The sequence below is a fragment of the Pseudomonas sp. CIP-10 genome, from assembly GCF_020911845.1.
In the GTDB taxonomy this organism is placed as follows: domain Bacteria; phylum Pseudomonadota; class Gammaproteobacteria; order Pseudomonadales; family Pseudomonadaceae; genus Aquipseudomonas; species Aquipseudomonas alloputida.
In genome coordinates this window covers 2107731-2124778 of the sequence record NZ_CP087160.1, presented here as the reverse complement: position 1 = coordinate 2124778, position 17048 = coordinate 2107731, and the positions used below count along the sequence as shown (strand labels likewise).

The 17048-nt window shown below is 60.3% G+C and carries 26 protein-coding genes; 5 read left to right on the top strand and 21 right to left on the bottom strand.

From position 1 onward, the window contains the following. Position 1: 1 nt before the first annotated feature. The 21 genes from LMH93_RS09540 to LMH93_RS09440 all read right to left on the bottom strand — a co-directional run bounded on the left by LMH93_RS09540 (position 2) and on the right by LMH93_RS09440 (position 14288). Entirely contained in the window at positions 2-595 is a 594-nt protein-coding gene (locus LMH93_RS09540) for a phage tail terminator protein (protein WP_230065070.1), read from the bottom strand. A gap of 30 nt (positions 596-625) precedes the next feature. Then, positions 626-1129 carry a hypothetical protein gene (locus tag LMH93_RS09535; protein WP_230065069.1) on the bottom strand — a complete coding sequence of 168 codons (504 nt, stop codon included), beginning with the start codon at positions 1127-1129 and terminating at the stop codon, positions 626-628. Continuing rightward, entirely contained in the window at positions 1122-1496 is a 375-nt protein-coding gene (locus tag LMH93_RS09530; RefSeq protein WP_230065068.1) for a head-tail adaptor protein, read from the bottom strand. The genes LMH93_RS09535 and LMH93_RS09530 overlap by 8 nt, the downstream gene beginning before the upstream one ends. A 2-nt stretch (positions 1497-1498) precedes the next feature. Beyond that, complete coding sequence (locus LMH93_RS09525) at positions 1499-2014, bottom strand: hypothetical protein (RefSeq protein WP_230065067.1); 516 nt, start codon at positions 2012-2014, stop codon at positions 1499-1501. Positions 2015-2052: 38 nt separating this feature from the next. Next, a complete protein-coding gene (locus tag LMH93_RS09520; protein WP_230065066.1) occupies positions 2053-2301 on the bottom strand; it encodes a hypothetical protein in 249 nt (82 codons plus the stop codon). A gap of 52 nt (positions 2302-2353) precedes the next feature. Beyond that, positions 2354-3667 carry a phage major capsid protein gene (locus LMH93_RS09515; RefSeq protein ID WP_230065065.1) on the bottom strand — a complete coding sequence of 438 codons (1314 nt, stop codon included), beginning with the start codon at positions 3665-3667 and terminating at the stop codon, positions 2354-2356. A gap of 61 nt (positions 3668-3728) precedes the next feature. Continuing rightward, on the bottom strand, positions 3729-4700 hold the full coding sequence (locus LMH93_RS09510; RefSeq protein WP_230065064.1) for a S49 family peptidase: 972 nt from the start codon (positions 4698-4700) through the stop codon (positions 3729-3731). Beyond that, on the bottom strand, positions 4697-5968 hold the full coding sequence (locus LMH93_RS09505; RefSeq protein WP_230065063.1) for a phage portal protein: 1272 nt from the start codon (positions 5966-5968) through the stop codon (positions 4697-4699). The genes LMH93_RS09510 and LMH93_RS09505 overlap by 4 nt, the downstream gene beginning before the upstream one ends. 2 nt (positions 5969-5970) lie before the next feature. After that, complete coding sequence (locus LMH93_RS09500; RefSeq protein ID WP_230065062.1) at positions 5971-6159, bottom strand: hypothetical protein; 189 nt, start codon at positions 6157-6159, stop codon at positions 5971-5973. Then, positions 6156-7964, bottom strand: a complete 1809-nt coding sequence (locus tag LMH93_RS09495; protein WP_230065061.1) for a terminase large subunit — start codon at positions 7962-7964, stop codon at positions 6156-6158. The genes LMH93_RS09500 and LMH93_RS09495 overlap by 4 nt, the downstream gene beginning before the upstream one ends. After that, on the bottom strand, positions 7924-8391 hold the full coding sequence (locus LMH93_RS09490; RefSeq protein ID WP_010954708.1) for a phage terminase small subunit P27 family: 468 nt from the start codon (positions 8389-8391) through the stop codon (positions 7924-7926). Before LMH93_RS09490 ends, LMH93_RS09495 begins: the two co-directional genes overlap by 41 nt. Positions 8392-8526: 135 nt before the next feature. Further along, a complete protein-coding gene (locus tag LMH93_RS09485) occupies positions 8527-8847 on the bottom strand; it encodes an HNH endonuclease (protein WP_230065060.1) in 321 nt (106 codons plus the stop codon). A gap of 3 nt (positions 8848-8850) precedes the next feature. Then, complete coding sequence (locus tag LMH93_RS09480; RefSeq protein ID WP_230065059.1) at positions 8851-9174, bottom strand: phage holin, lambda family; 324 nt, start codon at positions 9172-9174, stop codon at positions 8851-8853. Positions 9175-9498: 324 nt separating this feature from the next. Further along, positions 9499-10185: a hypothetical protein gene (locus tag LMH93_RS09475; RefSeq protein ID WP_230065058.1), complete on the bottom strand. Its 687-nt coding sequence runs from the start codon at positions 10183-10185 to the stop codon at positions 9499-9501. Positions 10186-10197: 12 nt separating this feature from the next. Further along, on the bottom strand, positions 10198-10515 hold the full coding sequence (locus tag LMH93_RS09470; RefSeq protein WP_230065353.1) for a hypothetical protein: 318 nt from the start codon (positions 10513-10515) through the stop codon (positions 10198-10200). Continuing rightward, on the bottom strand, positions 10512-10796 hold the full coding sequence (locus LMH93_RS09465) for a hypothetical protein (RefSeq protein ID WP_230065057.1): 285 nt from the start codon (positions 10794-10796) through the stop codon (positions 10512-10514). Before LMH93_RS09465 ends, LMH93_RS09470 begins: the two co-directional genes overlap by 4 nt. Beyond that, a complete protein-coding gene (locus LMH93_RS09460) occupies positions 10793-12091 on the bottom strand; it encodes a tyrosine-type recombinase/integrase (protein WP_230065056.1) in 1299 nt (432 codons plus the stop codon). The genes LMH93_RS09465 and LMH93_RS09460 overlap by 4 nt, the downstream gene beginning before the upstream one ends. After that, positions 12088-12384: a DUF1364 domain-containing protein gene (locus LMH93_RS09455; protein ID WP_230065055.1), complete on the bottom strand. Its 297-nt coding sequence runs from the start codon at positions 12382-12384 to the stop codon at positions 12088-12090. Before LMH93_RS09455 ends, LMH93_RS09460 begins: the two co-directional genes overlap by 4 nt. 27 nt (positions 12385-12411) lie before the next feature. Next, a complete protein-coding gene (locus LMH93_RS09450; RefSeq protein WP_230065054.1) occupies positions 12412-13095 on the bottom strand; it encodes a replication protein P in 684 nt (227 codons plus the stop codon). Then, entirely contained in the window at positions 13092-13820 is a 729-nt protein-coding gene (locus LMH93_RS09445) for a DnaT-like ssDNA-binding domain-containing protein (RefSeq protein WP_230065053.1), read from the bottom strand. Before LMH93_RS09445 ends, LMH93_RS09450 begins: the two co-directional genes overlap by 4 nt. A gap of 237 nt (positions 13821-14057) precedes the next feature. Then, entirely contained in the window at positions 14058-14288 is a 231-nt protein-coding gene (locus LMH93_RS09440) for a transcriptional regulator (RefSeq protein ID WP_230065052.1), read from the bottom strand. Between the two features lie 72 nt (positions 14289-14360). Here LMH93_RS09440 and LMH93_RS09435 point away from each other — a divergent pair, with 72 nt between their 5' ends. From LMH93_RS09435 to LMH93_RS09415, 5 genes are all read left to right on the top strand, one after another. Continuing rightward, positions 14361-15050 (top strand): LexA family protein, encoded by a 690-nt coding sequence (locus tag LMH93_RS09435; RefSeq protein WP_442800202.1) that lies wholly within the window; start codon positions 14361-14363, stop codon positions 15048-15050. A 145-nt stretch (positions 15051-15195) separates the two neighbouring features. Then, on the top strand, positions 15196-15444 hold the full coding sequence (locus tag LMH93_RS09430; protein WP_230065051.1) for a DUF1654 domain-containing protein: 249 nt from the start codon (positions 15196-15198) through the stop codon (positions 15442-15444). 407 nt (positions 15445-15851) lie between these two features. After that, positions 15852-16079: a hypothetical protein gene (locus tag LMH93_RS09425; protein ID WP_230065050.1), complete on the top strand. Its 228-nt coding sequence runs from the start codon at positions 15852-15854 to the stop codon at positions 16077-16079. A 15-nt stretch (positions 16080-16094) separates the two neighbouring features. Continuing rightward, positions 16095-16367: a hypothetical protein gene (locus LMH93_RS09420; protein WP_230065049.1), complete on the top strand. Its 273-nt coding sequence runs from the start codon at positions 16095-16097 to the stop codon at positions 16365-16367. Between the two features lie 297 nt (positions 16368-16664). Then, entirely contained in the window at positions 16665-17048 is a 384-nt protein-coding gene (locus LMH93_RS09415; protein WP_230065048.1) for a response regulator transcription factor, read from the top strand.

Genomic DNA, 17048 nt, shown 5'->3' with positions numbered 1-17048 from the left:
ATTACCCTTGTGGTAGTTCGGTGGAAAAGCGCACTTCGACCCGGCCATCAGGCCCAGGCAAAGTGTGGTTGGGGTCTTTCGGATCCAGGCTGTCCAAGCTGAAATCGATGCCCTTCAGCGGCGGCAATCCATCAAGCTCGTACTCATGCCAGGTTTCGGCGGGCTCACTGCCGCGGTTGCGGCCCAACTGAAAGCCAGCCGAGAAGCTGAAGCGGTAGACCACCCGGGCACGGTTGATCAGTACCAATCCGCCGCCGTCGTAGACGATGGGGTCGTACTCATCACCAGGCCGCCAGCCGACCAAGGCCCGCCATAGTTCCTTGCGAAAGTCGTGTAGCAGGTCGCCGGCCTGCTGGCCGCGCTCGTCCTTGGTGTCCATGGCGAACACCACCTCAAAGCGATCCTCGATGTCCTGGGTAACCGCGTTCTGCGCCTTGTTCTCGCCAGCCTTGTCATCAGCGGCGATCACATAGGCCGAGGGGTTCTTCAGTAGCGTGGACGAGCTGACGGCATCGAGGTCGATCCCGCCCGAGATCCTGTCGGCCAGGCTCGGGCAGTACTCGCGCAGGTGCGCGATGACGGGAGAGATTTTCATACTGGTTTACCGGCCCGGAGGGCCTGCTGGTCAGCGCAACGCGGCGGCGAAGGCTGCTTTGATGATCGATTGGACCTGATCTTTTTCGTCCTGCAGGGCGTCTTCCATGTAGTTGGCCCGAGGCGCAATGCGCCATCCGCTTGCGGCGCGCTCCGCGAGAGCGGCGGCACGTTCGCCCTTGCCACGGCGCTTGCCGGATGCGAGCCCGCGAACGCGAGCCCCCTGTTTCACGCCGTAATGCAGGTAAGTCGGGTAGTAGTCCTTCATGGCCGAGGTCTTGCGCGGCGCAATCTTCACCAGGAAACCCGCCCGGGAGACCTTGAACGTGATCGACTCGACGGTCCTGCCGGTTCGGCTGACCGGGTAGTTGTCTTGTCCACGGGCCAAGGCCAGATTCAGCTGGGCACGTCGACTGACCAGGCGGCCAGCCTTGCGCATCCCTTTCCTGATCTGTTTCTTGTCAAAGATCTCACGCCCGAACTGGTCGAACCCCTCGATGTGCAAATAGCCGTCAACGGAAGCCGAGTTAGCCATAGAGCCCCCCTTCCTCTTGCTGCTGGCCGAGCTCTTCAACCTCGATCAGGGTGAAACGCTTACCTGCCCCCCAAGGGGCGCAGCGCTTGACGCGGTAGATCACGCCGCCCGCCACCACCTCATGCGAGGTCGTGACGCCACCCAGCAGTCGTACCCACACCCGATGCGTGATCTTGTCGTCCGTTTGGACGCTGTCGGTGTAGACCGCTGTGCCAACGGCGCGGATCTTGGCCCAGCGGTGGCGAGGCTGGGTGAATACCGCGTCCAGATCTGCATCATCAACAGGCAGATCTTCGCGCAGCCGAATAGTGATGCGCCGGTCCAGCTCGCCGGATTCCGGCTCGCGTGTGCCTATCGAGCCAGCCATGTTCAGAACCTCGGCGGAACAGTGATACCCGCCAGTAAGTGGTCAACAAACCCCGAAGGAACCTCGGTCAGCGTTTGGCCAACGATCAATAGCCCGCGTTGGGCGAATGCCGTTTCGGCAGCCATCAGCAGCCAGCTCACAACCCCAGGGTGGGCCTCGAGGTCGACGCCTGCGCGGTAGCGAATGCGCAGGCGTCCTTCTGGTCGGCCGGATGGAAATGCCAGGTAGCTTTCCTTGCCACCTTGAATGAGCTCAACCGCACCGGTGAATTCCACCGGTGGGCCAGCAGCGCCGAGCAGCATGACGGATTCGACAGCGACCACCTGGCCAACATCCAGAGGGTGGCCTGAGGGATAGTGCGCCGGCCAATCCTCTTCGTAGAGCGCCTCTCGTAGTGCCGCGCCCGTCCTCGACTCGCCTTGTGCTGTAACGCCTGGGATGATGATCTGATTGATCAGCTCGGGCTGCAGATCCTCTGGTTCAGCGCGACACTGAAAGGCAACTTGCTGCAATGTCAACACGGGCTCCCCCGTGTAAGCGATCCGGCGAGCCATGATCAGGGCTTGCCGTCAGCGCCCGCCGAATCATCGGGCTTGCTCGCAGCGCTAGAGGCATCACCAATGGCGTCTTTACCGGCTGTACCGCCGCTGCCTGTTCCGGTTCTGCCTTTCTTCGCCTGCTTGCCAGCTTCGCTGGCATAGCCCGCCTCGATCAATCCTTCGGCTACAGCTGCATCAAAGCCGGCAGTTTCGCCTGCGGCATAGCCGCGCCAGTTTTTTTCAAAAGTAACAATGACTTTGGACATGGGGTGCTCCCAGAAATTGGAAAGGAAGGCCCGGCGTACCGGGCGTACTGCGTTACAGGGAGCTACCCCATTTGACATCGGTCATCACTGCGACCGACTCGACGTGACGCGGACCGAAGTCGTGCTTGGCGATGACGCGAACCAGGGTCTGATCGCGCTGGAATGCGCTGATCACGTTGCCGCTGCCATCTTTGTAGGTTGCTTCCTTGCTGAAATCGATGACCATGGCATCGTCTTCACCGATGAAACAGTCGGCAAAGTCCGCGAAGTGGATCTCCGAAGCATCGCCCTCGGCCCCCAGGTTGATGGGGATCTGAGTAGTCGAGCCAACCGGGAAGCCCTTCAGCATGTTCTGATCCAGCTCCGGATAAGCCTTGTTCCCGTTGCCATCACGCAGCGCGGCCAGCCAGCGCTTGGTCCGCGGCGCCATGACAAAACCCGGCGAGGTCATGTTGGAGTTGGCGTTCTCCAAGCGCAGGATCAGGGCGGACAGCGCGAATTCAACTGCTTCCAGGGTTACAGCTGCCGGTGCTGCGAACACGTTGAAGGCGGGCGCCCAGAAACGCAGACCCTTGGGCAGGTTGCCGGTACCGGCACCGCGCAGGAAGGACAGGTCTTCTGCCAGAGCCACCGAGGCAGTAAGGTCGTTCACCACCAGGCGGTCTACGTTGGGGTTGGTACCCGAGTACCCCAGCAGGTCGTTGCTGATCGGAACTAGTGCCGCCAGCTTCTTCGACGACAACTTGAGATCGTCGAACTGCATATCGGTGGCAGGCATATCCTCTTCAGTACCGATGTACCCCACCACCGCACCGCCTTTGATGCGCGGAACAGTAAGGTTGCCATTTTCCAGTGGCAGCGAAACCGCCCCGAGCTTGCGAACCACCGACTTTGGCCGGAGCAGCTCGATGACTTCGCTGGAGAAGTTCTGCGGCACCAGCACCCCGCCAGCGCCTGGTGTCACGGTGCTGAGCGCCATGGCGATTTCAGGGTTGTAGCCCGAGTCGGCGGCCAACTTCGCGGCTGCCTGCTGATCGCCGCGGGAAGCAGCCAGCACGCGGACCATCTGCGCCATGTTGGCACCCGGCACCGGCTTGGCCGTGTATGGGCCGCTGATGCTGCCGAGCGGACCGTTCAGGCCTTGAGCACCTTCGCTCACGGGGACCGCACTCGCGGTCGCCATACGCTCGGCCGCTTCGGCACGCGCGAGCTTCTCGGTCAGCTGATTGAACTGGGTGCTGAGCTGCTCGAACTGGGAGAGCTGCTCCGCGCTGAGTGCAGTACCAGCGGCCTCCAGCTGGGCCAGGGACTGGATCTGACCATTGATGGTGGCGCGTTCGCTACGCAGTTGAGTTACGAGGGACATACTGCCTCCTGGGCATAAAAAAACCGCCGTTAGGCGGTCGTGGTCACTGCCGCGAACGCGGTCAGAGTTGAGACTGAATAGCGAAGGCCGAGGCCCGTACGCTGATGCGCTGCTGTGTCTGCGGGCCTTGACGCTGCGCACGGCTGAGGGCAACCGCACGAGAGAGGTTGTCCACCGCAAGTTGCGGCGATTCCAGGCGGTCAGCCAAGCCGATGGCGATGGCGGAAGCGCCGCGATAGCAGGCGGCCTCGGTGGCGATGATGTCCGCAACATCACGGCCGCGGTATTCGGCAACATGGGTCGTGAACAGCTGATAGCTTTCTTGCACGACTTCGTTGAGCACCTGCATAGATTGCTCGGTAATCGGCTCGTTCGGGCTCAGATCGTTCTTGTGCGCCCCGGCAAAGACCGTCGTGACCTTCACCCCCATGCCTTCGATCATCTTCGAGCGATCCATGTGGCTGGCCACTACGCCGATGGACCCTACGCCGGAGGTCAGGCTGACCACGACTTCAGTGCAGGCAGACGCAATCAGGTAGCCCCCGGAGTACGCCATGAAGTTAACCAGGCCGGTGATTGGCTTGATCTTGGTCGCGGCGCGAATGTCCGCCGCCAGCTCGAAAGCGCCGACTGCGCTGCCGCCTGGGCTGTCAATGTCGAGCACGATGTGTTCAACCATCGGGTCAGCGATAGCCTTACTCAGGGCTGCTCGCAGCCCTTCGTAGCTGGTCATGGTCTCGCAGGCGTTCAAGTGGCTACCGCGACTCACAAGAACGCCATGGACAGGAATCACCTCAACACCCGTCTGAGCGATGGCGGCGCGGCGCTGCTCTTCGCGGCGATCCTGCTCGGCCTGGTAGTCTTCGTCGTCATAGAACATCGATGGGTTAGCAGCGGCGCCGCTCATGTTCAGATTTACGATGTTCAGGCTCATAGTCTGGTTCGCCCAGCGCACTGCCAGGTCCAGCATGTCGGGTGTCGTCAGTAGCGGCTGATTGAACAGCAAGCTGGCAGCGCGCAGATGTCGTTTCATGCGGCAAGCATCCTCAGGATGTCGTCACGCTGCTGTTCCAGCTGGGCGCGGACGTTGGGGTTAGTCATATCGGGCAGGCCGTTGGCCACGTCAGCCATGTTTAGCGGCTGAAGATAGCTATCGCCGTTGGCTACTGGCGGCATGTTTTCCAGGCGTCGGATGTCGTTGATCGACAGCCACCCCCACTGCCTGCCAATTGCATAGGCGTCGTAACGGCTTTTCTGGTCGCCGCGAAGCAGGCCAGACAGGTTGAACTCGATGAAGTACTCCCTTCGTTCCGACGGCAGCAGGAAATCGCGCATCATGGCCTGCTCGTGGCGCTTCACCCAGGGCATCAGGGCAAAGATCACGTACTGGATCAGCAGCTGTTCAAGGCTGTTGTAACTGGCCTTCTCCAGCTCGTTAATCATGTGCGGCGGTATCTTGTAGATCCGGGCGATGTCGAGCCCCGTGGCCTTGAGGATGCCCAGCAGCTCGGCGTCGACGTTGTTCATCGACACGGCCTTGAAGGTCATCCCTTCCTGTAACATCGCGACCTTTTTCGCGTTGTCGATACCCGAGAACTTGTTGCCCCACTGATCGAGGATGCGGTCAATACTGCTTTGTTCCTTGATCGGTGGCGCCTCCTTCGGGCGCTCAATGACGCCACTCACGGCGGTGCCGTTGGCAAATGACTTGCCCGCGTACTGCCTCACCGCCTGCGCTAAGCCTACGGCATCGGCATGCAGCTCAACGGGAGAGAGGCCGGTGTAATGATTCTTCGTGTGCCAGCGCACATGATGAATCAGCCGCATGGGTAGCGGGTCGTGCCCGCCAACCCGGTAGACGGGGAGCAAATCCCCCCCTTTGAGGACTGTCACCTTTTCGTTTCGCAGCGGGTAAAGGGCTTTCACCGAACCGTCGTCGTTGCGCTCGATGAAGCTGTAGCAGTTCCCTCGCAGCCCCAGGGCGAGCTGGCCGGATTCTCGATACTCATAAGGGGTTTGCCAGGGGTTCGGCTGATAGCGCAGAACATCATAGAGCGGATGTGCCGTTGCCGACTCACGCTTGCCATCACCCAGGCGGCGATACAGCTCAAGTGGTAACTGGCCTACGCTCTCCGCCAGCAGCGTGACACACGTCTGCAAGACAGTGATCGCCAGCGCGGTGTCTGGTGTCACCGTTACTCCAGCTGCGGAGCGGCTAGACCCTACCCCGCGCCGCCAAAAACTGCTGCCTCCATCCGAAACAAGGCCTTCATTGCCGCCAAGACGATTGCTGAAGAACATAATCAGCCTCCTTCTGGGCTGGGCTTGAGAGGTACTCGGGCCGCGGCTTTGTCGGCCAGCCAGGCCCAGCCGATCAGGCCTAATCCGGCAGAAATGAGCGCAGCGGGCACATGGATCAGGGCGATCCCGGCGACCAGCAGGCCGAAGCCAACCAGCCCGGCAATCCACGCAGCGATTGCAATGGTGTTCAAACCCCTACTCCTTCGTCGTAAATGGAACTGCCGCTGCTGCCGGAAGACACTGCCCCGCTAATGCCGGTCGCCATGATCGCGGCAATGATTCCGTCAATTCGGCCCGTTGCCTTTGCCTTGTCGGCCTTTCGGTTGTTTGCCGGATCGGAAACAATCACGGCGTTACCGGCGCACCAAGTCATTACTGGATTGCCATCGTGCCGCAGAGACTCCACCGCCTCGACCGGCAGCGCATCATCGAAGAACTCGGCCGCGCCGCCCTCTTCCTCTGGTTGCTGCTCGATCATGCCGAGTAGGCGGCGCTCAAACTCGTCTACCGCCGGCCCCATATCTTTGAAGCCCTGCCCGAACTCAACGAGCTCAGGCAGTGTGATGTCGTACTCGCTCATCAGCTGCCGCATGTCTTCAATGCGCCAACGATCAAAGGCGATCTTGTCCACCTGGAAGAAGTCACAGATGGTCTGCAGCCGACGCAACACATGCAGCTTGCTGATGGCGCGCCCTGGCGTCGTTTCTAGATCTCGCGATTTAACCCACGCCGCGTAAGGCACCTTGTCGCGGGCTTCGCGCTTGTCAAGTTCGTGATCGGGAATCCAGAAGTACGGCAACAGCCGCCAGTGAGGATCCTCGTAGGTCGGGTAGAAGAGCAGGACAAATGATGTGAGATCCGTCGTACTGGACAGGTCCAGTCCGCCAACGCTGGGACGATTGCGCAGCAGCGACATCGGTACGCGTTCTTCAGCCTGGCTCCAGACATCCCAGGAGATCCACGGCGACTCAGCACCAGTCCATTCGCAGAAGTTGAGGCGCCGCACCATGGCTTCTTTGCTCGGCATCCCCCGAGCTTCGGTCACCTGCTCGCGCAAGTACTTCATGCCCGGAAGATCCGCATCCTGGAGCGAAGGGTTCGACTTGAACCAGCAGCTTTCGTCCTGAATCGGATCATCGCCCTCGTCAAGCGAACAGATATAGGCGAAGAATCCGTCATCAGTGAGCGCCCCAGATGCAACCCGGGAGCCGTACTCGTGGTATTCCCAGCAAGGGCCGCGCTTGTTCGAGCCGCTGTTGGTGATCATGAAAATGAGCGCCTGCTTCCGACTCTTGGTGCCGGCACGCATCATCTCAACGACCATGTTGGTCTTGTGCTCGTGCACTTCGTCGATCAGTGCCATGTGTGGCCGCGGACCAGACTGACCATCATCCGAACTGATCGGCCTGAAGAACGATCCTGACTTGAGATAGGCCAAGTTCCAGATGTTCTGGCCAGTGCCGCTGCAGACCAAGCGCTTGGTCAACTCCGGAGATTGCTGCACCATCGCCACAGCATCCCGGAACAGGATCATGGCCTGATCTTTTTTGGTCGCGGCAGCGTAGACTTCGGCGCGTGCCTCGTTGTCCGCGATCAGTCCGGTCAGCCCCACCCCGGCGGCCAGGGGCGACTTGCCTGAACCTTTACCGCTCTCAACGTAAACGACCCGGAAGCGGCGATAACCGTCACTGGACTTCCACCCGAAGATGCTGCCCACAATGAATTTCTGCCAGGGCAACAGCTCGAACGGTAACCCTTCAAACTCTCCACCGTTCAACTTAAGGACAGTGCGATAGAAGCGAATAGCTTTGTTCGCCGCAGCCAAATCCCAAGTCAGCCCGCGCTTCGGCCCCTCCTCTAGATCACGCAGATGGCGCGCGCACGCATTTCGAATGTCTGGCCCCGCGACACGCTCACCGGAATGCACTTCTTTGGCGTACTGGGTCGCCGGGTCGTCAACCGAAGAACTCCGCGAACTGGTCTTCTTTTGGCTCATCGTCTTTTACTTGCACCTTGGATCGCGCGGCCGGGGTCAGGCCGAACTCGACCAGGTAGCTTTTGAAGCGGCGGTCTACGTCGGCAAGCATGGCCACCGCCGGGTTCGCCTTGAGCACCAGTTCGCCCTGGGTGCTGGTGGTTTCGTATGTGCGGCCCTGCTCGCCTATCACGTCACGCAGGGCAAGGATTTCGGAGTAGCAGTCGCAGAGGCGCTCAAGCGCAAAGCCATCGGCTTCGGTAAGCACGCCCATGCGGTCAAGCAGCACCGTGAGCCGCCCCCACGCCACCTGGCCATCAGAGCTCAAGTGGTCGGGGGCGCTGGGAATGCGCTTAGCTGGCTGAGGCTCGTTCTTGTTGATCGGGCGCTTACCGGGATTCCCTCTGACAAGCTTCAGCTCCGTCGGTGTGGGTCGTCTCCCGGCCATTTTCTGCTCTCAAAAAAAATCTTTTCATTTCGCGGTTTTGCGCACGGAGGGGGGCGATCGGTCAGGAAGCATTTCCGCAAAAACATTTTCACCCCCCCTACCCTTTGGATGGGGCCCCGGCGCGCCCTGAGGCTTTCAGGAGGGCCGATTCCAGTGGTGCCGGGGGTCCAGCGGCCTCCCGCTAACGTCGCAGCCAGCCTCGCGCCCTGACTTCTCCAAGCGCTGCTTGTAGGAGCTGTGGCAGTTGGTGCACAGCGACTGCCAGTTAGACCGGTCCCAGAACAGGACCATGTCGCCGCGGTGTGGCTGGATGTGGTCGACAACGGTTGCTGGCTTCTTGAGCCCTGCTCTCTCACATCGAATGCACAACGGATTCTTGCGAAGCCAACCCTCGCGAGCTTGTTGCCAGCGGTAGCCGTATGGGCTTGGCTTCTTATCAGGGGCAGGTAAGGACATCCATTAGCCCTGCGCTTTACGGGACAAGAACAGGTCGGAGTAGCCGCGCAGCTTCTCTACCCCCATGAAGCCGACCATGCCGCCGGCGAACGTGGCCATGCCCTGCGGCAAGCCCATCCATTCGAGCAGCGGCACCAGAGCCAGGGTGATGAGGCCGCAGAGCGCACCTTCCAGGCACATCTGCCGGCGAGTGCCGCCGCCATACACCACCCGAAGGGCAGCGATCGCGACCGATAGGCCGGCGGCATACAGCTGAGGCTGGTGAGCCAGCCCCCAGGCAAGCACAGCGGCCCACAGGCCAGGATCCTTCTCGGGCATGTTTGGCATCTCAGTTCCTCCCTTTTGGGGAGCGTAATAGGTTCGGCCCCAACAGCACTCCCAGCTCGGGGCGATGGGTGTGGTGGAGCCGAAAACGAAGAAGCCCCGGCGATTGCCGAGGCTTCGAATGGGCGGAGATGTCGACCCTGTCAGGTCGAAGTCGTGGCGTTTCCCTCCAGTCCCCACGCTGACTGTTACCCCTGCACGTTCCCGCCGGGCTTTGATCATCTCCAGAAACGAAAAACCCGGCTTTGGGGGCCGGGTTTCTGCATGTTTTCGCCATAGGCGAAATTATCACGATGGCGAAATAGTGCCAGAACACTCCTCAAAACGTCAAGCGGCTTTCTCGCTCTGATTTTCGCCACGGTCCTGGAGGCGCTGAACCACTGCGGCGACTGGCTTCAGCGCTTGCTTATCGAGCTTGTCGACATGCGTGCAAAGCGCATCCCAGATCGCCTGCCAATCACGGGCCCAGTTTTGCGGGTTCATTTTCTCTCCGGTCCGATCCTCGACGAGCATGCACACAGCACCTGGTCCCATCGCCTCGCCGCCGTTCACAAGCATCTTGTGGGACTGGAGAGCAGCCATTGCCATCCAGTACGCCCGCTGCTTCCGGCGATCTGTGAGCGACTCAAGCCCGCTGCCAAGCCAGGCGAGGCCGTGAGCGATGCCGAGATCATTGCCAGTAGCTACTGGGGAGTACATGAAGTTACCCAGGTGGCGGAGAGACTTCGGCAGAGAATCTATAGCCACCAACACCAACCCAGCCGCCAACATGTGTGCGCAGCGTGCATCGGTCAGCCGGCGTCCTGAGCGGGTCTCCTGTACGCCTTCTGTGCGGATTTCGTAGACCTTTGCCACCTCTCTGCCGTCATGATTTTCCAGCATCACCATCACCTTTCTCTCACCTGGGCCGCCTTTTTTCCCGAGGGCTGCTGCCTCAGCCGCCACGGCCAAGGCCGATGGTCGATCCTCGTGCATTGCGTCGTGCCAAGCTTGGCGAGCGCTGATTACTTTCATGGTCCTTCCCCCTCAATCCCCGGTGTAGTTGGTGCCGCCGGCGCCGCGCCGGTTGCTTCCCTGATATGTCGCCTCAGGCCCGGATGCCTGAGGGTTCTTCAACTGCTCGATCTGCCATGTCGCAGCCTGCAGCTTCAGGCTGAGCTGGGTCACCAGTTCATCCAAGGGCAGGGCCTCGCCAGTTGCAGCCGCTACCCAGCCCGAGGCGTTGCAGTGGTCGCATGGCAGTTCGTAAAACATGCCCATCGTGACCGCTCTCCCACGGCACAAAGGGCACTTGTCCAGCTCGATCACGACCTTCTTGAAGGCTGGACCGTGCTTCTTCATCAGCCGACCACCTTCAGCCCTTGGGCCCGCAGCGATTTCTCGGCAACCTCTCGCGCCCAATCCCCATCCGGATCACCCATCTGGACGGGGAACGGATTGGTGACGCGAAGGCTTTCACGGGAGGCCTGCCAAGCCCACCAAGCGACTGCCGTTTCACGATGGATAAACCCGGCTTCACACCATTCGAATCGACACTCTTGGATGTTGATTCCTTCGGCTAGCAGCAGGCTGCGGTAAGCCTTGATGAACTGCTCCCGTAGAGCCTGGGGCTCGGAAATATTCATTTCGAATCCTCGCTAATCACTAATTCGCTAAGGTCGCCCGAGCCCTCGCCGCCATTGGCTTGTGGCGATTTCTGCGGGATTTCAAATAAGGTCTCTGTAAGGCCGTGGATGGCCGCGAAACCGATCCGGTCAAGCCAGGCATGCCACTTCTCCAGGGCCAACTTGCGCTGCTCCATGGCCTGCGTGTGGATGTAGGTGCTGGCGATCTTCCCCAGCGTGTGATTCAGCAACATCTCGCCGATGTGGCCGTCGATACCGAGGTCGGTCCAGGTAGTGCGCGATACCTTGCGCAGATCGTGGCTGGTCCACTCGCCCTGCCCCAGCCGGGTGAACACCATGCTGGCCTGGGTCTCGCTCAAGTAGTGGCCACGGCGATTCGGGAACAGGTAAACACCTTCATACCCTCGGGCCTGTTGAATGGCCCGGTACCGGATCAGCAGCGCCTTGACCTGAGCGGTAAGTGGCAGACGGTGCTCGGTACGGGTCTTGGTGTGAGCAGCAGGAATGAACCACTCGGCAGCAGCCGGGGTTACATCGCTCCAGCGGGCCATGCGGGTTTCGCCGATTCGGGTGCCGTGGGCCAGCATCATCAGGGCCAGCATGGCGTCGTGCGGGGTCGCCTCGAATGCCCGGGTCAATTGCTGCATCAGCTCGGGCAGGTGCACGCCGCGCAGGCGGGCAGCCTTGGGGGCGATTCGTGCCTTGGTGAAGTCACTGAAGCGCACTCCGGCCAAAGGATTGCTGTCGACCATCTCCAGCTTCAGGGCTTGGCGGAAGGCGGTCAGCAGCATGCCGAACATCTGCCGCAGATAGGACAGCGATAGCTTGGCCTGGGCCGGCCAGATCAGGTGCTTGTCGATCAGCTCGGCGGTGACGTACTTGACTGGCAGATCGCCCAGGCATGGGCGCAAGTGCTGCCCGATGGCGGAGCGAGCGGCGGCCTTGCGCTTTGTAGACAGCGAGCGATCACGCCCCACCCGGTCGACGTACCAGTCGAGCAACTGGCCCACGGTAGCCATGCCCGAAACCACAAGCGCGGTAGCCGGGTCACGCAGCAGGCGCTGACGCAGAGCGGGCAGTTCGGCAATCACTGCTGCCACGGTCAGGTCTGGCCAGCGGGCGACCCGAACCCACTGCTTGCCGCGCACCAGGTGCCAGGTACCGCGCTCGCGGTTGCTCCAGAAGCGCAGATACAGGCCCGGGTGACGCGGATCGCGCAGGTCACGTACCGACTTGTCGGCGGCCTGCCGGCGCACCTCGGCCTCGCTCAACTTCACTTCCCGAGTCGCGCTCATGCGACCACCACCGCCTCAGCCAGAAGGATCGCCTGGGTGCGCATCACTCCCTCAGCGTGGTAATGGCGCGCCGTCTCTCGGTCTACAGACTTGCTACGCCCGTCACAGGCATCGTGGCAAGTGCTGCATGCCCAGGCGCCTTGCAGATCATGCGGCTTGCTGCCGACGCCACAGGTGCCAGCCATGCGGTAATGCGCCAGGACGGTGGTTTCCGGGTTGCCGTTACAGACGCCAGGAATACGCACCTGGCACTCCCGGCCGCGGGCGGCCTTGGTCAGTTTTGTTTGGCGCACAGGGTCGCCTCCTTGCAGGTTGATTGATCAGCGCCCTGCCAAGCGAGCACGCATGGCTGCCAAGGCAGAATTTCCAACTTGTGGGGTACTGCGTGCGGCAACTTCAGCGGGAAGTGCCAGTGGCATTTTCTGCAGCGGCTCCCCAGACATCAGCCGACGAACCGCAATGCTGTAGTTGCGCTCGAACAGCTTCGAACTAGCATCGGACGGCAGTTTGTTGAGATTCTCGAAACCGCACTCTTTGGCCGCGTGCCATACCGCGTCGTGACTCCACTTGCCCCTGCCAGCCATCGCAGGATGGGCATTGCGAGTCGCTTCGCGGAAAGCGGCCGCCAATGCTGGGAGGCCGAGCATTTCGGGCGACGGCTGGCACCACTGGATGAACTCCCCGGGTGGCGGAATGAACGCTGCACCCGACTGGCGGCAGCGCATCAGCCCAAACTGCAACTGCTCGGGATTGCAGATGCCGGCCTCAAGAAAAGCGGTCAGCCATTGCTGCTTGGACGCGTCGTATGTGGCCTGGTCTGGCCAAGCCTGCTTCCAGGCGGTGCAGATCGATCGCAGATCACGGAACAGGTCGTTGATCACCTTCGCTGTCTTCCGGTTGAGTTCTGCCTTCACGTTATCGGGCAGTTCGTATCCAGCGGAGACGTGCTGGCCGGACTGAACCTTGGCCCACAGGCCATGAGTTACAACCGCAACTGGGTTCATTGGGCGCTTCCTTGCTCGATCCACGACGTATCACTGTCGTCGAGCTGCTGGCCACCAGATCCCGACCGCAGAGGAACGACCTTCGCTGCATTCGCAAGGTCACGCTTTCTCCAGCCGACCAGGTCGGCGATCCACTGGCTCTCGGTTTTGGCCAGCCCCTTCGCGTCGTGATGGACGACAAAGCCCGAAATGGCCTTTTCCGAGAACTCCTCGATAGCTACCCCGGAACGCTTGGCGTAAGCCTCAAGCTGAACCTGGTCGGGGATCCAGTCGAGGAACATCGCGAACGGCTCACGCGGAGAGTGTGTATTACTTCCCTTCCCTTCCCTTCCGGGGGTGAGGCCTCGATCACCGCTAGACGAGCCTTCGCCGACCTCTCGGCGAGCGCTCGGCGAAGGCTCAACGAATTCAGGGTGCTTTACAGTAGGCCTATCGATCTTCTGGTGGTGCCATCCGTTGACGTGAAGGTACTGCTTCGATGCCGCCTCGTAGATGGTGATCAGTCGGTTCGATACCAGCTCAGCGAGCAGCCCCTCCACCGCTAACGCAGTGATGTCGTCGCCAGGGAAAACGAGAGCTTTGATGGTCTTGGGGGACATCGGATGGTTGCCTGCGTCGTCGCAGAAGTTCCAGATCCCGATGAACAGGAGTCGAGCCATCGCCGAGCACTCCATGACCTGCTCACTGGTCCAGAACTCAGGCTTGATAGTGCGGATACGAGCCATTACGAACGCACTCCATGACTAACTGCCTGACGCGTCAGATTTGGCGAGATGCCGAAACCTGACGTGGACTGCGCGGGATTGCCTGCATCGTCTGTGCGGTGCATAATTCACCTCGATGTTGTTTCAAGAAGACCGCCCTGCCAGGCGGTTTTTTTTCGTCTGCGATTCCGGTACTGGATGGATTCGCAGGTGTTTCGGTCATCTACTGGCGAAAAGCCTTCAGGCGCACAATGCTCATCACGAAGCGGCCTTATCCTCTGGCGGATAGAGATCGGGCCTCAGCTGATGGCGGGTAACCTGACCACCAACTGCCTTTTCGAAGGGGATCACCAGATCTGCCGGCACCTTCTGGTTCCGGTGCACGCACTGCCAAATACGGGGCTGGCTGGTGTTGCATCTCCGGGCGAGCTCTGCTTGGCCTCCGGCCAAGCGCACGACCTCGTCAATTGGTCTTTCTGTGTTCGGCATGTCTGCGTGCCTCAATGGATCGTGCATTCGATGATAACTCAAGTTATAGATAAGGCAAACACATGTTATTTGATGGCTAATAACGTGTGTTTTACCCTTGCAGGCATGAACAAACCTTCCGAAATGCTCAAAGACCGCATCCTGGAACGCCGCACGGCGTTAGGCCTCAGTCAGGCTCAGTTGGCCGAGAAATCGGGGGTGAGCCAAGTCACGATTCAGCACCTCGAGAGTGGTCGAAACTCGACTTCCAAGAAGCTGCTCGACATTGCGCGGGCGCTTGGGGTTACAGCTGAATGGCTGGCGTCCGGGGAAGGACCTCGCCGCGAGTCCAGTAATGTTCAGCCGGTGAACCAGCAGCCCGAGTCGTTTCGCTATCCAGTGATCAGCTGGGTGGCTGCCGGGGCTTGGGCAGAGGCAGTTGAGCCGTTCCCGCCTGGATACTCCGATCGATATGAGATGTCAGATTACGACTCCAAGGGGGTCGCATTCTGGCTGGAGGTGAAGGGAGACTCGATGACCTCTCCGGTGGGCACGAGCATTCCCGAGGGTATGCTTATCCTGGTTGATACAGAAGCCGAAGCGATCCCAGGCAAACTGGTGGTGGCCAAGCTAGCCGACAGCAATGAGGCGACCTTCAAGAAATTGGTTGAGGATGGAGGCCGACGCTTCCTCAAGCCACTCAACCCAGCCTACCCCACGGAGATGTGCCTAGAAGGCTGCCGAATTGTGGGCGTAGTGGTCAGAGCCACGATCAAGCTCTAACAACTCAGCCCCTAAAGCCCGGTGCATGCCGGGTTTTTTTTCGCCTGCTGAAAAGAGCCCGAGGTAAAGAATCTTCTGCAGAGTATTGAAAAATCCTACCGCTCACGATAACTGTATACATATACAGTACAAGGAGTTTCATACCATGCTTCAGCTCGCCTTCTCGCACTCCCCTTCCCTGTCCTATGAGCGGCTTGGCTACCGCATCCAACAAGCGATCTCATCTCCACACGTACAGAAAAGGCAGTGCGTAGAGGTTCGGCCCAACCAAGACGAATCTCCGGCCGACTGGCGCCGGCTGATCGCCGACCTGGAGGAGACTTCAGGCATCAAAGTGGAGGCCCTGGAATCTGGCCTGATCAGGATCGGATGGCGAGAATTCTCCGAAGCATGAACAACCTGCCCGCTGATCGCGGGCTTTCTTTTGATCGGATTTATAACTTGAGTTATTGACACCGAGAAAACCTGAGTTATTATTCGATCCATAACACAGGTTATAGGCAGCTACGGCAGCCAACGCTCTTTACACAACCAGACGTGACCACCTCGACGCACCCAGGCCATCACCTGGGTCGGGACAAGCTAAGTCGTCGACCACGCAGCCTCTGGACAGCTGCCGGACTCCCCCATGGGAGGACGCCAAACCATGCAGCCAGCCGGGAAGAACACCGAACACGAAATGTGTGACCCGGCCAGGTGGGGATAGCCGCGGCAGTAAGCATGGGGCGGACAACAGATTTCACTGGCTGGCCTTGGCGACAGGGCCAGACGGGAAATCATACCGCCCTGGAGGGCAAGACGATGAACTGCAACCGCATGACGATTCGCACCGCCGGCCAGGTTTGCCAAGTCTTCAAACTGAAGCGTCAGCAATTCGGCGGATATGCCACCGACATGGCTGCCGCGCGCTTCACCTGGACCGTTTCTGCGATCGCAAAGCCGCAAACGACAGGCACGTATCAGCAGTGTCTGGACTTCATCAAATCGAAAGGCGCCGAGTTCATGACCGAGCACGGCATTCCCTGCTAACCGAGGAGTTTCAACATGCAGATCAACCAGAAGAAGACAGTGCAAGTCGATGCGAGCGAAATCCACTTGCACATCAAGGTGTGCGACCGTTTTGCCGCAGGCCTGAAAAACGCTCAAGGTGAAGAAGTCGCCAGCTACGAAGGCTATGTGCCGAGCTTCTTCCCAGGCAACCACTACGGTGATTACCTGATCCTGAACATCGACCTTGAGACAGGCCAGATCAAAAACTGGATCGCACCCGGCTCCGTCGATATCGAAAGGATGTTGGCTGACGGTGACGAAGACTGAACAGCCAGCGCCACGACAGCATGTCGTTAACTGCCCGATGCCCTGCTCCCCATCGCAGGCTGCATCGGAGTGTGATCTGAGTACCGTCTTCCAGCGCGAGAGCAATGGGCGGCAAACGTCATGCAGATCACACCCCAATGCAGTAGTTAAGGCGCACACCCGTGCGTTTTATCTCCCGTAAAGCTCAGGTACATAAACATTAAGTCGTCTGAATTGGTCGTGACGTTCGCCCTCCCCTGGTCCGGGAGGTACACGGCAGCGAGCGTCACGACCAATGCAGCCCACCGAGGACACTTCATGGAAACGATCACTTGCGGCTCATGGATTGGCCAGCTCGGTAAGGCGCTGGCTCCCCGCGAGCTCGAAGCATTGCTGTGGGTGGCCCAAGGCCTCACCACCAAAGAAATCGCCCGCGAGATGGCGGTCACCCCTGGCACCGTGGCCAACCGCATTGAGGCCGCGCTGTTCAAGCTGGAAGCCGGCCGACGCATCGAAGCGGTCACCAAGGCCATGCGCCAACAGATCATCAGCCCGCTCTGCATCGCCCTCGCCGGCCTCATCGCCATGCATGCGGTGATCGACGACAGCGACCCAATGCGCCGCGATCGCCGCGCCCCGGAGCGCCGCACCGCCCAAGTTCGAATCGTTCGCAAGGCCGAGGCCTTCGAGCTCCACGCCTGA

Coding starts and splice junctions, on each gene's coding strand:
- LMH93_RS09415 (WP_230065048.1), top strand. CDS start 16,665: ATGGAAACGATCACTTGCGGCTCATGGATTGGCCAGCTCGGTAAGGCG.
- LMH93_RS09535 (WP_230065069.1), bottom strand. CDS start 1,129: ATGGCTAACTCGGCTTCCGTTGACGGCTATTTGCACATCGAGGGGTTC.
- LMH93_RS09540 (WP_230065070.1), bottom strand. CDS start 595: ATGAAAATCTCTCCCGTCATCGCGCACCTGCGCGAGTACTGCCCGAGC.
- LMH93_RS09420 (WP_230065049.1), top strand. CDS start 16,095: ATGCAGATCAACCAGAAGAAGACAGTGCAAGTCGATGCGAGCGAAATC.
- LMH93_RS09440 (WP_230065052.1), bottom strand. CDS start 14,288: ATGCCGAACACAGAAAGACCAATTGACGAGGTCGTGCGCTTGGCCGGA.
- LMH93_RS09430 (WP_230065051.1), top strand. CDS start 15,196: ATGCTTCAGCTCGCCTTCTCGCACTCCCCTTCCCTGTCCTATGAGCGG.
- LMH93_RS09515 (WP_230065065.1), bottom strand. CDS start 3,667: ATGTCCCTCGTAACTCAACTGCGTAGCGAACGCGCCACCATCAATGGT.
- LMH93_RS09485 (WP_230065060.1), bottom strand. CDS start 8,847: ATGTCCTTACCTGCCCCTGATAAGAAGCCAAGCCCATACGGCTACCGC.
- LMH93_RS09505 (WP_230065063.1), bottom strand. CDS start 5,968: ATGTTCTTCAGCAATCGTCTTGGCGGCAATGAAGGCCTTGTTTCGGAT.
- LMH93_RS09450 (WP_230065054.1), bottom strand. CDS start 13,095: ATGAACCCAGTTGCGGTTGTAACTCATGGCCTGTGGGCCAAGGTTCAG.
- LMH93_RS09475 (WP_230065058.1), bottom strand. CDS start 10,185: ATGAAAGTAATCAGCGCTCGCCAAGCTTGGCACGACGCAATGCACGAG.
- LMH93_RS09520 (WP_230065066.1), bottom strand. CDS start 2,301: ATGTCCAAAGTCATTGTTACTTTTGAAAAAAACTGGCGCGGCTATGCC.
- LMH93_RS09530 (WP_230065068.1), bottom strand. CDS start 1,496: ATGGCTGGCTCGATAGGCACACGCGAGCCGGAATCCGGCGAGCTGGAC.
- LMH93_RS09510 (WP_230065064.1), bottom strand. CDS start 4,700: ATGAAACGACATCTGCGCGCTGCCAGCTTGCTGTTCAATCAGCCGCTA.
- LMH93_RS09425 (WP_230065050.1), top strand. CDS start 15,852: ATGAACTGCAACCGCATGACGATTCGCACCGCCGGCCAGGTTTGCCAA.
- LMH93_RS09495 (WP_230065061.1), bottom strand. CDS start 7,964: ATGAGCCAAAAGAAGACCAGTTCGCGGAGTTCTTCGGTTGACGACCCG.
- LMH93_RS09445 (WP_230065053.1), bottom strand. CDS start 13,820: ATGGCTCGTATCCGCACTATCAAGCCTGAGTTCTGGACCAGTGAGCAG.
- LMH93_RS09460 (WP_230065056.1), bottom strand. CDS start 12,091: ATGAGCGCGACTCGGGAAGTGAAGTTGAGCGAGGCCGAGGTGCGCCGG.
- LMH93_RS09465 (WP_230065057.1), bottom strand. CDS start 10,796: ATGAATATTTCCGAGCCCCAGGCTCTACGGGAGCAGTTCATCAAGGCT.
- LMH93_RS09480 (WP_230065059.1), bottom strand. CDS start 9,174: ATGCCAAACATGCCCGAGAAGGATCCTGGCCTGTGGGCCGCTGTGCTT.
- LMH93_RS09435 (WP_442800202.1), top strand. CDS start 14,361: ATGGCTAATAACGTGTGTTTTACCCTTGCAGGCATGAACAAACCTTCC.
- LMH93_RS09490 (WP_010954708.1), bottom strand. CDS start 8,391: ATGGCCGGGAGACGACCCACACCGACGGAGCTGAAGCTTGTCAGAGGG.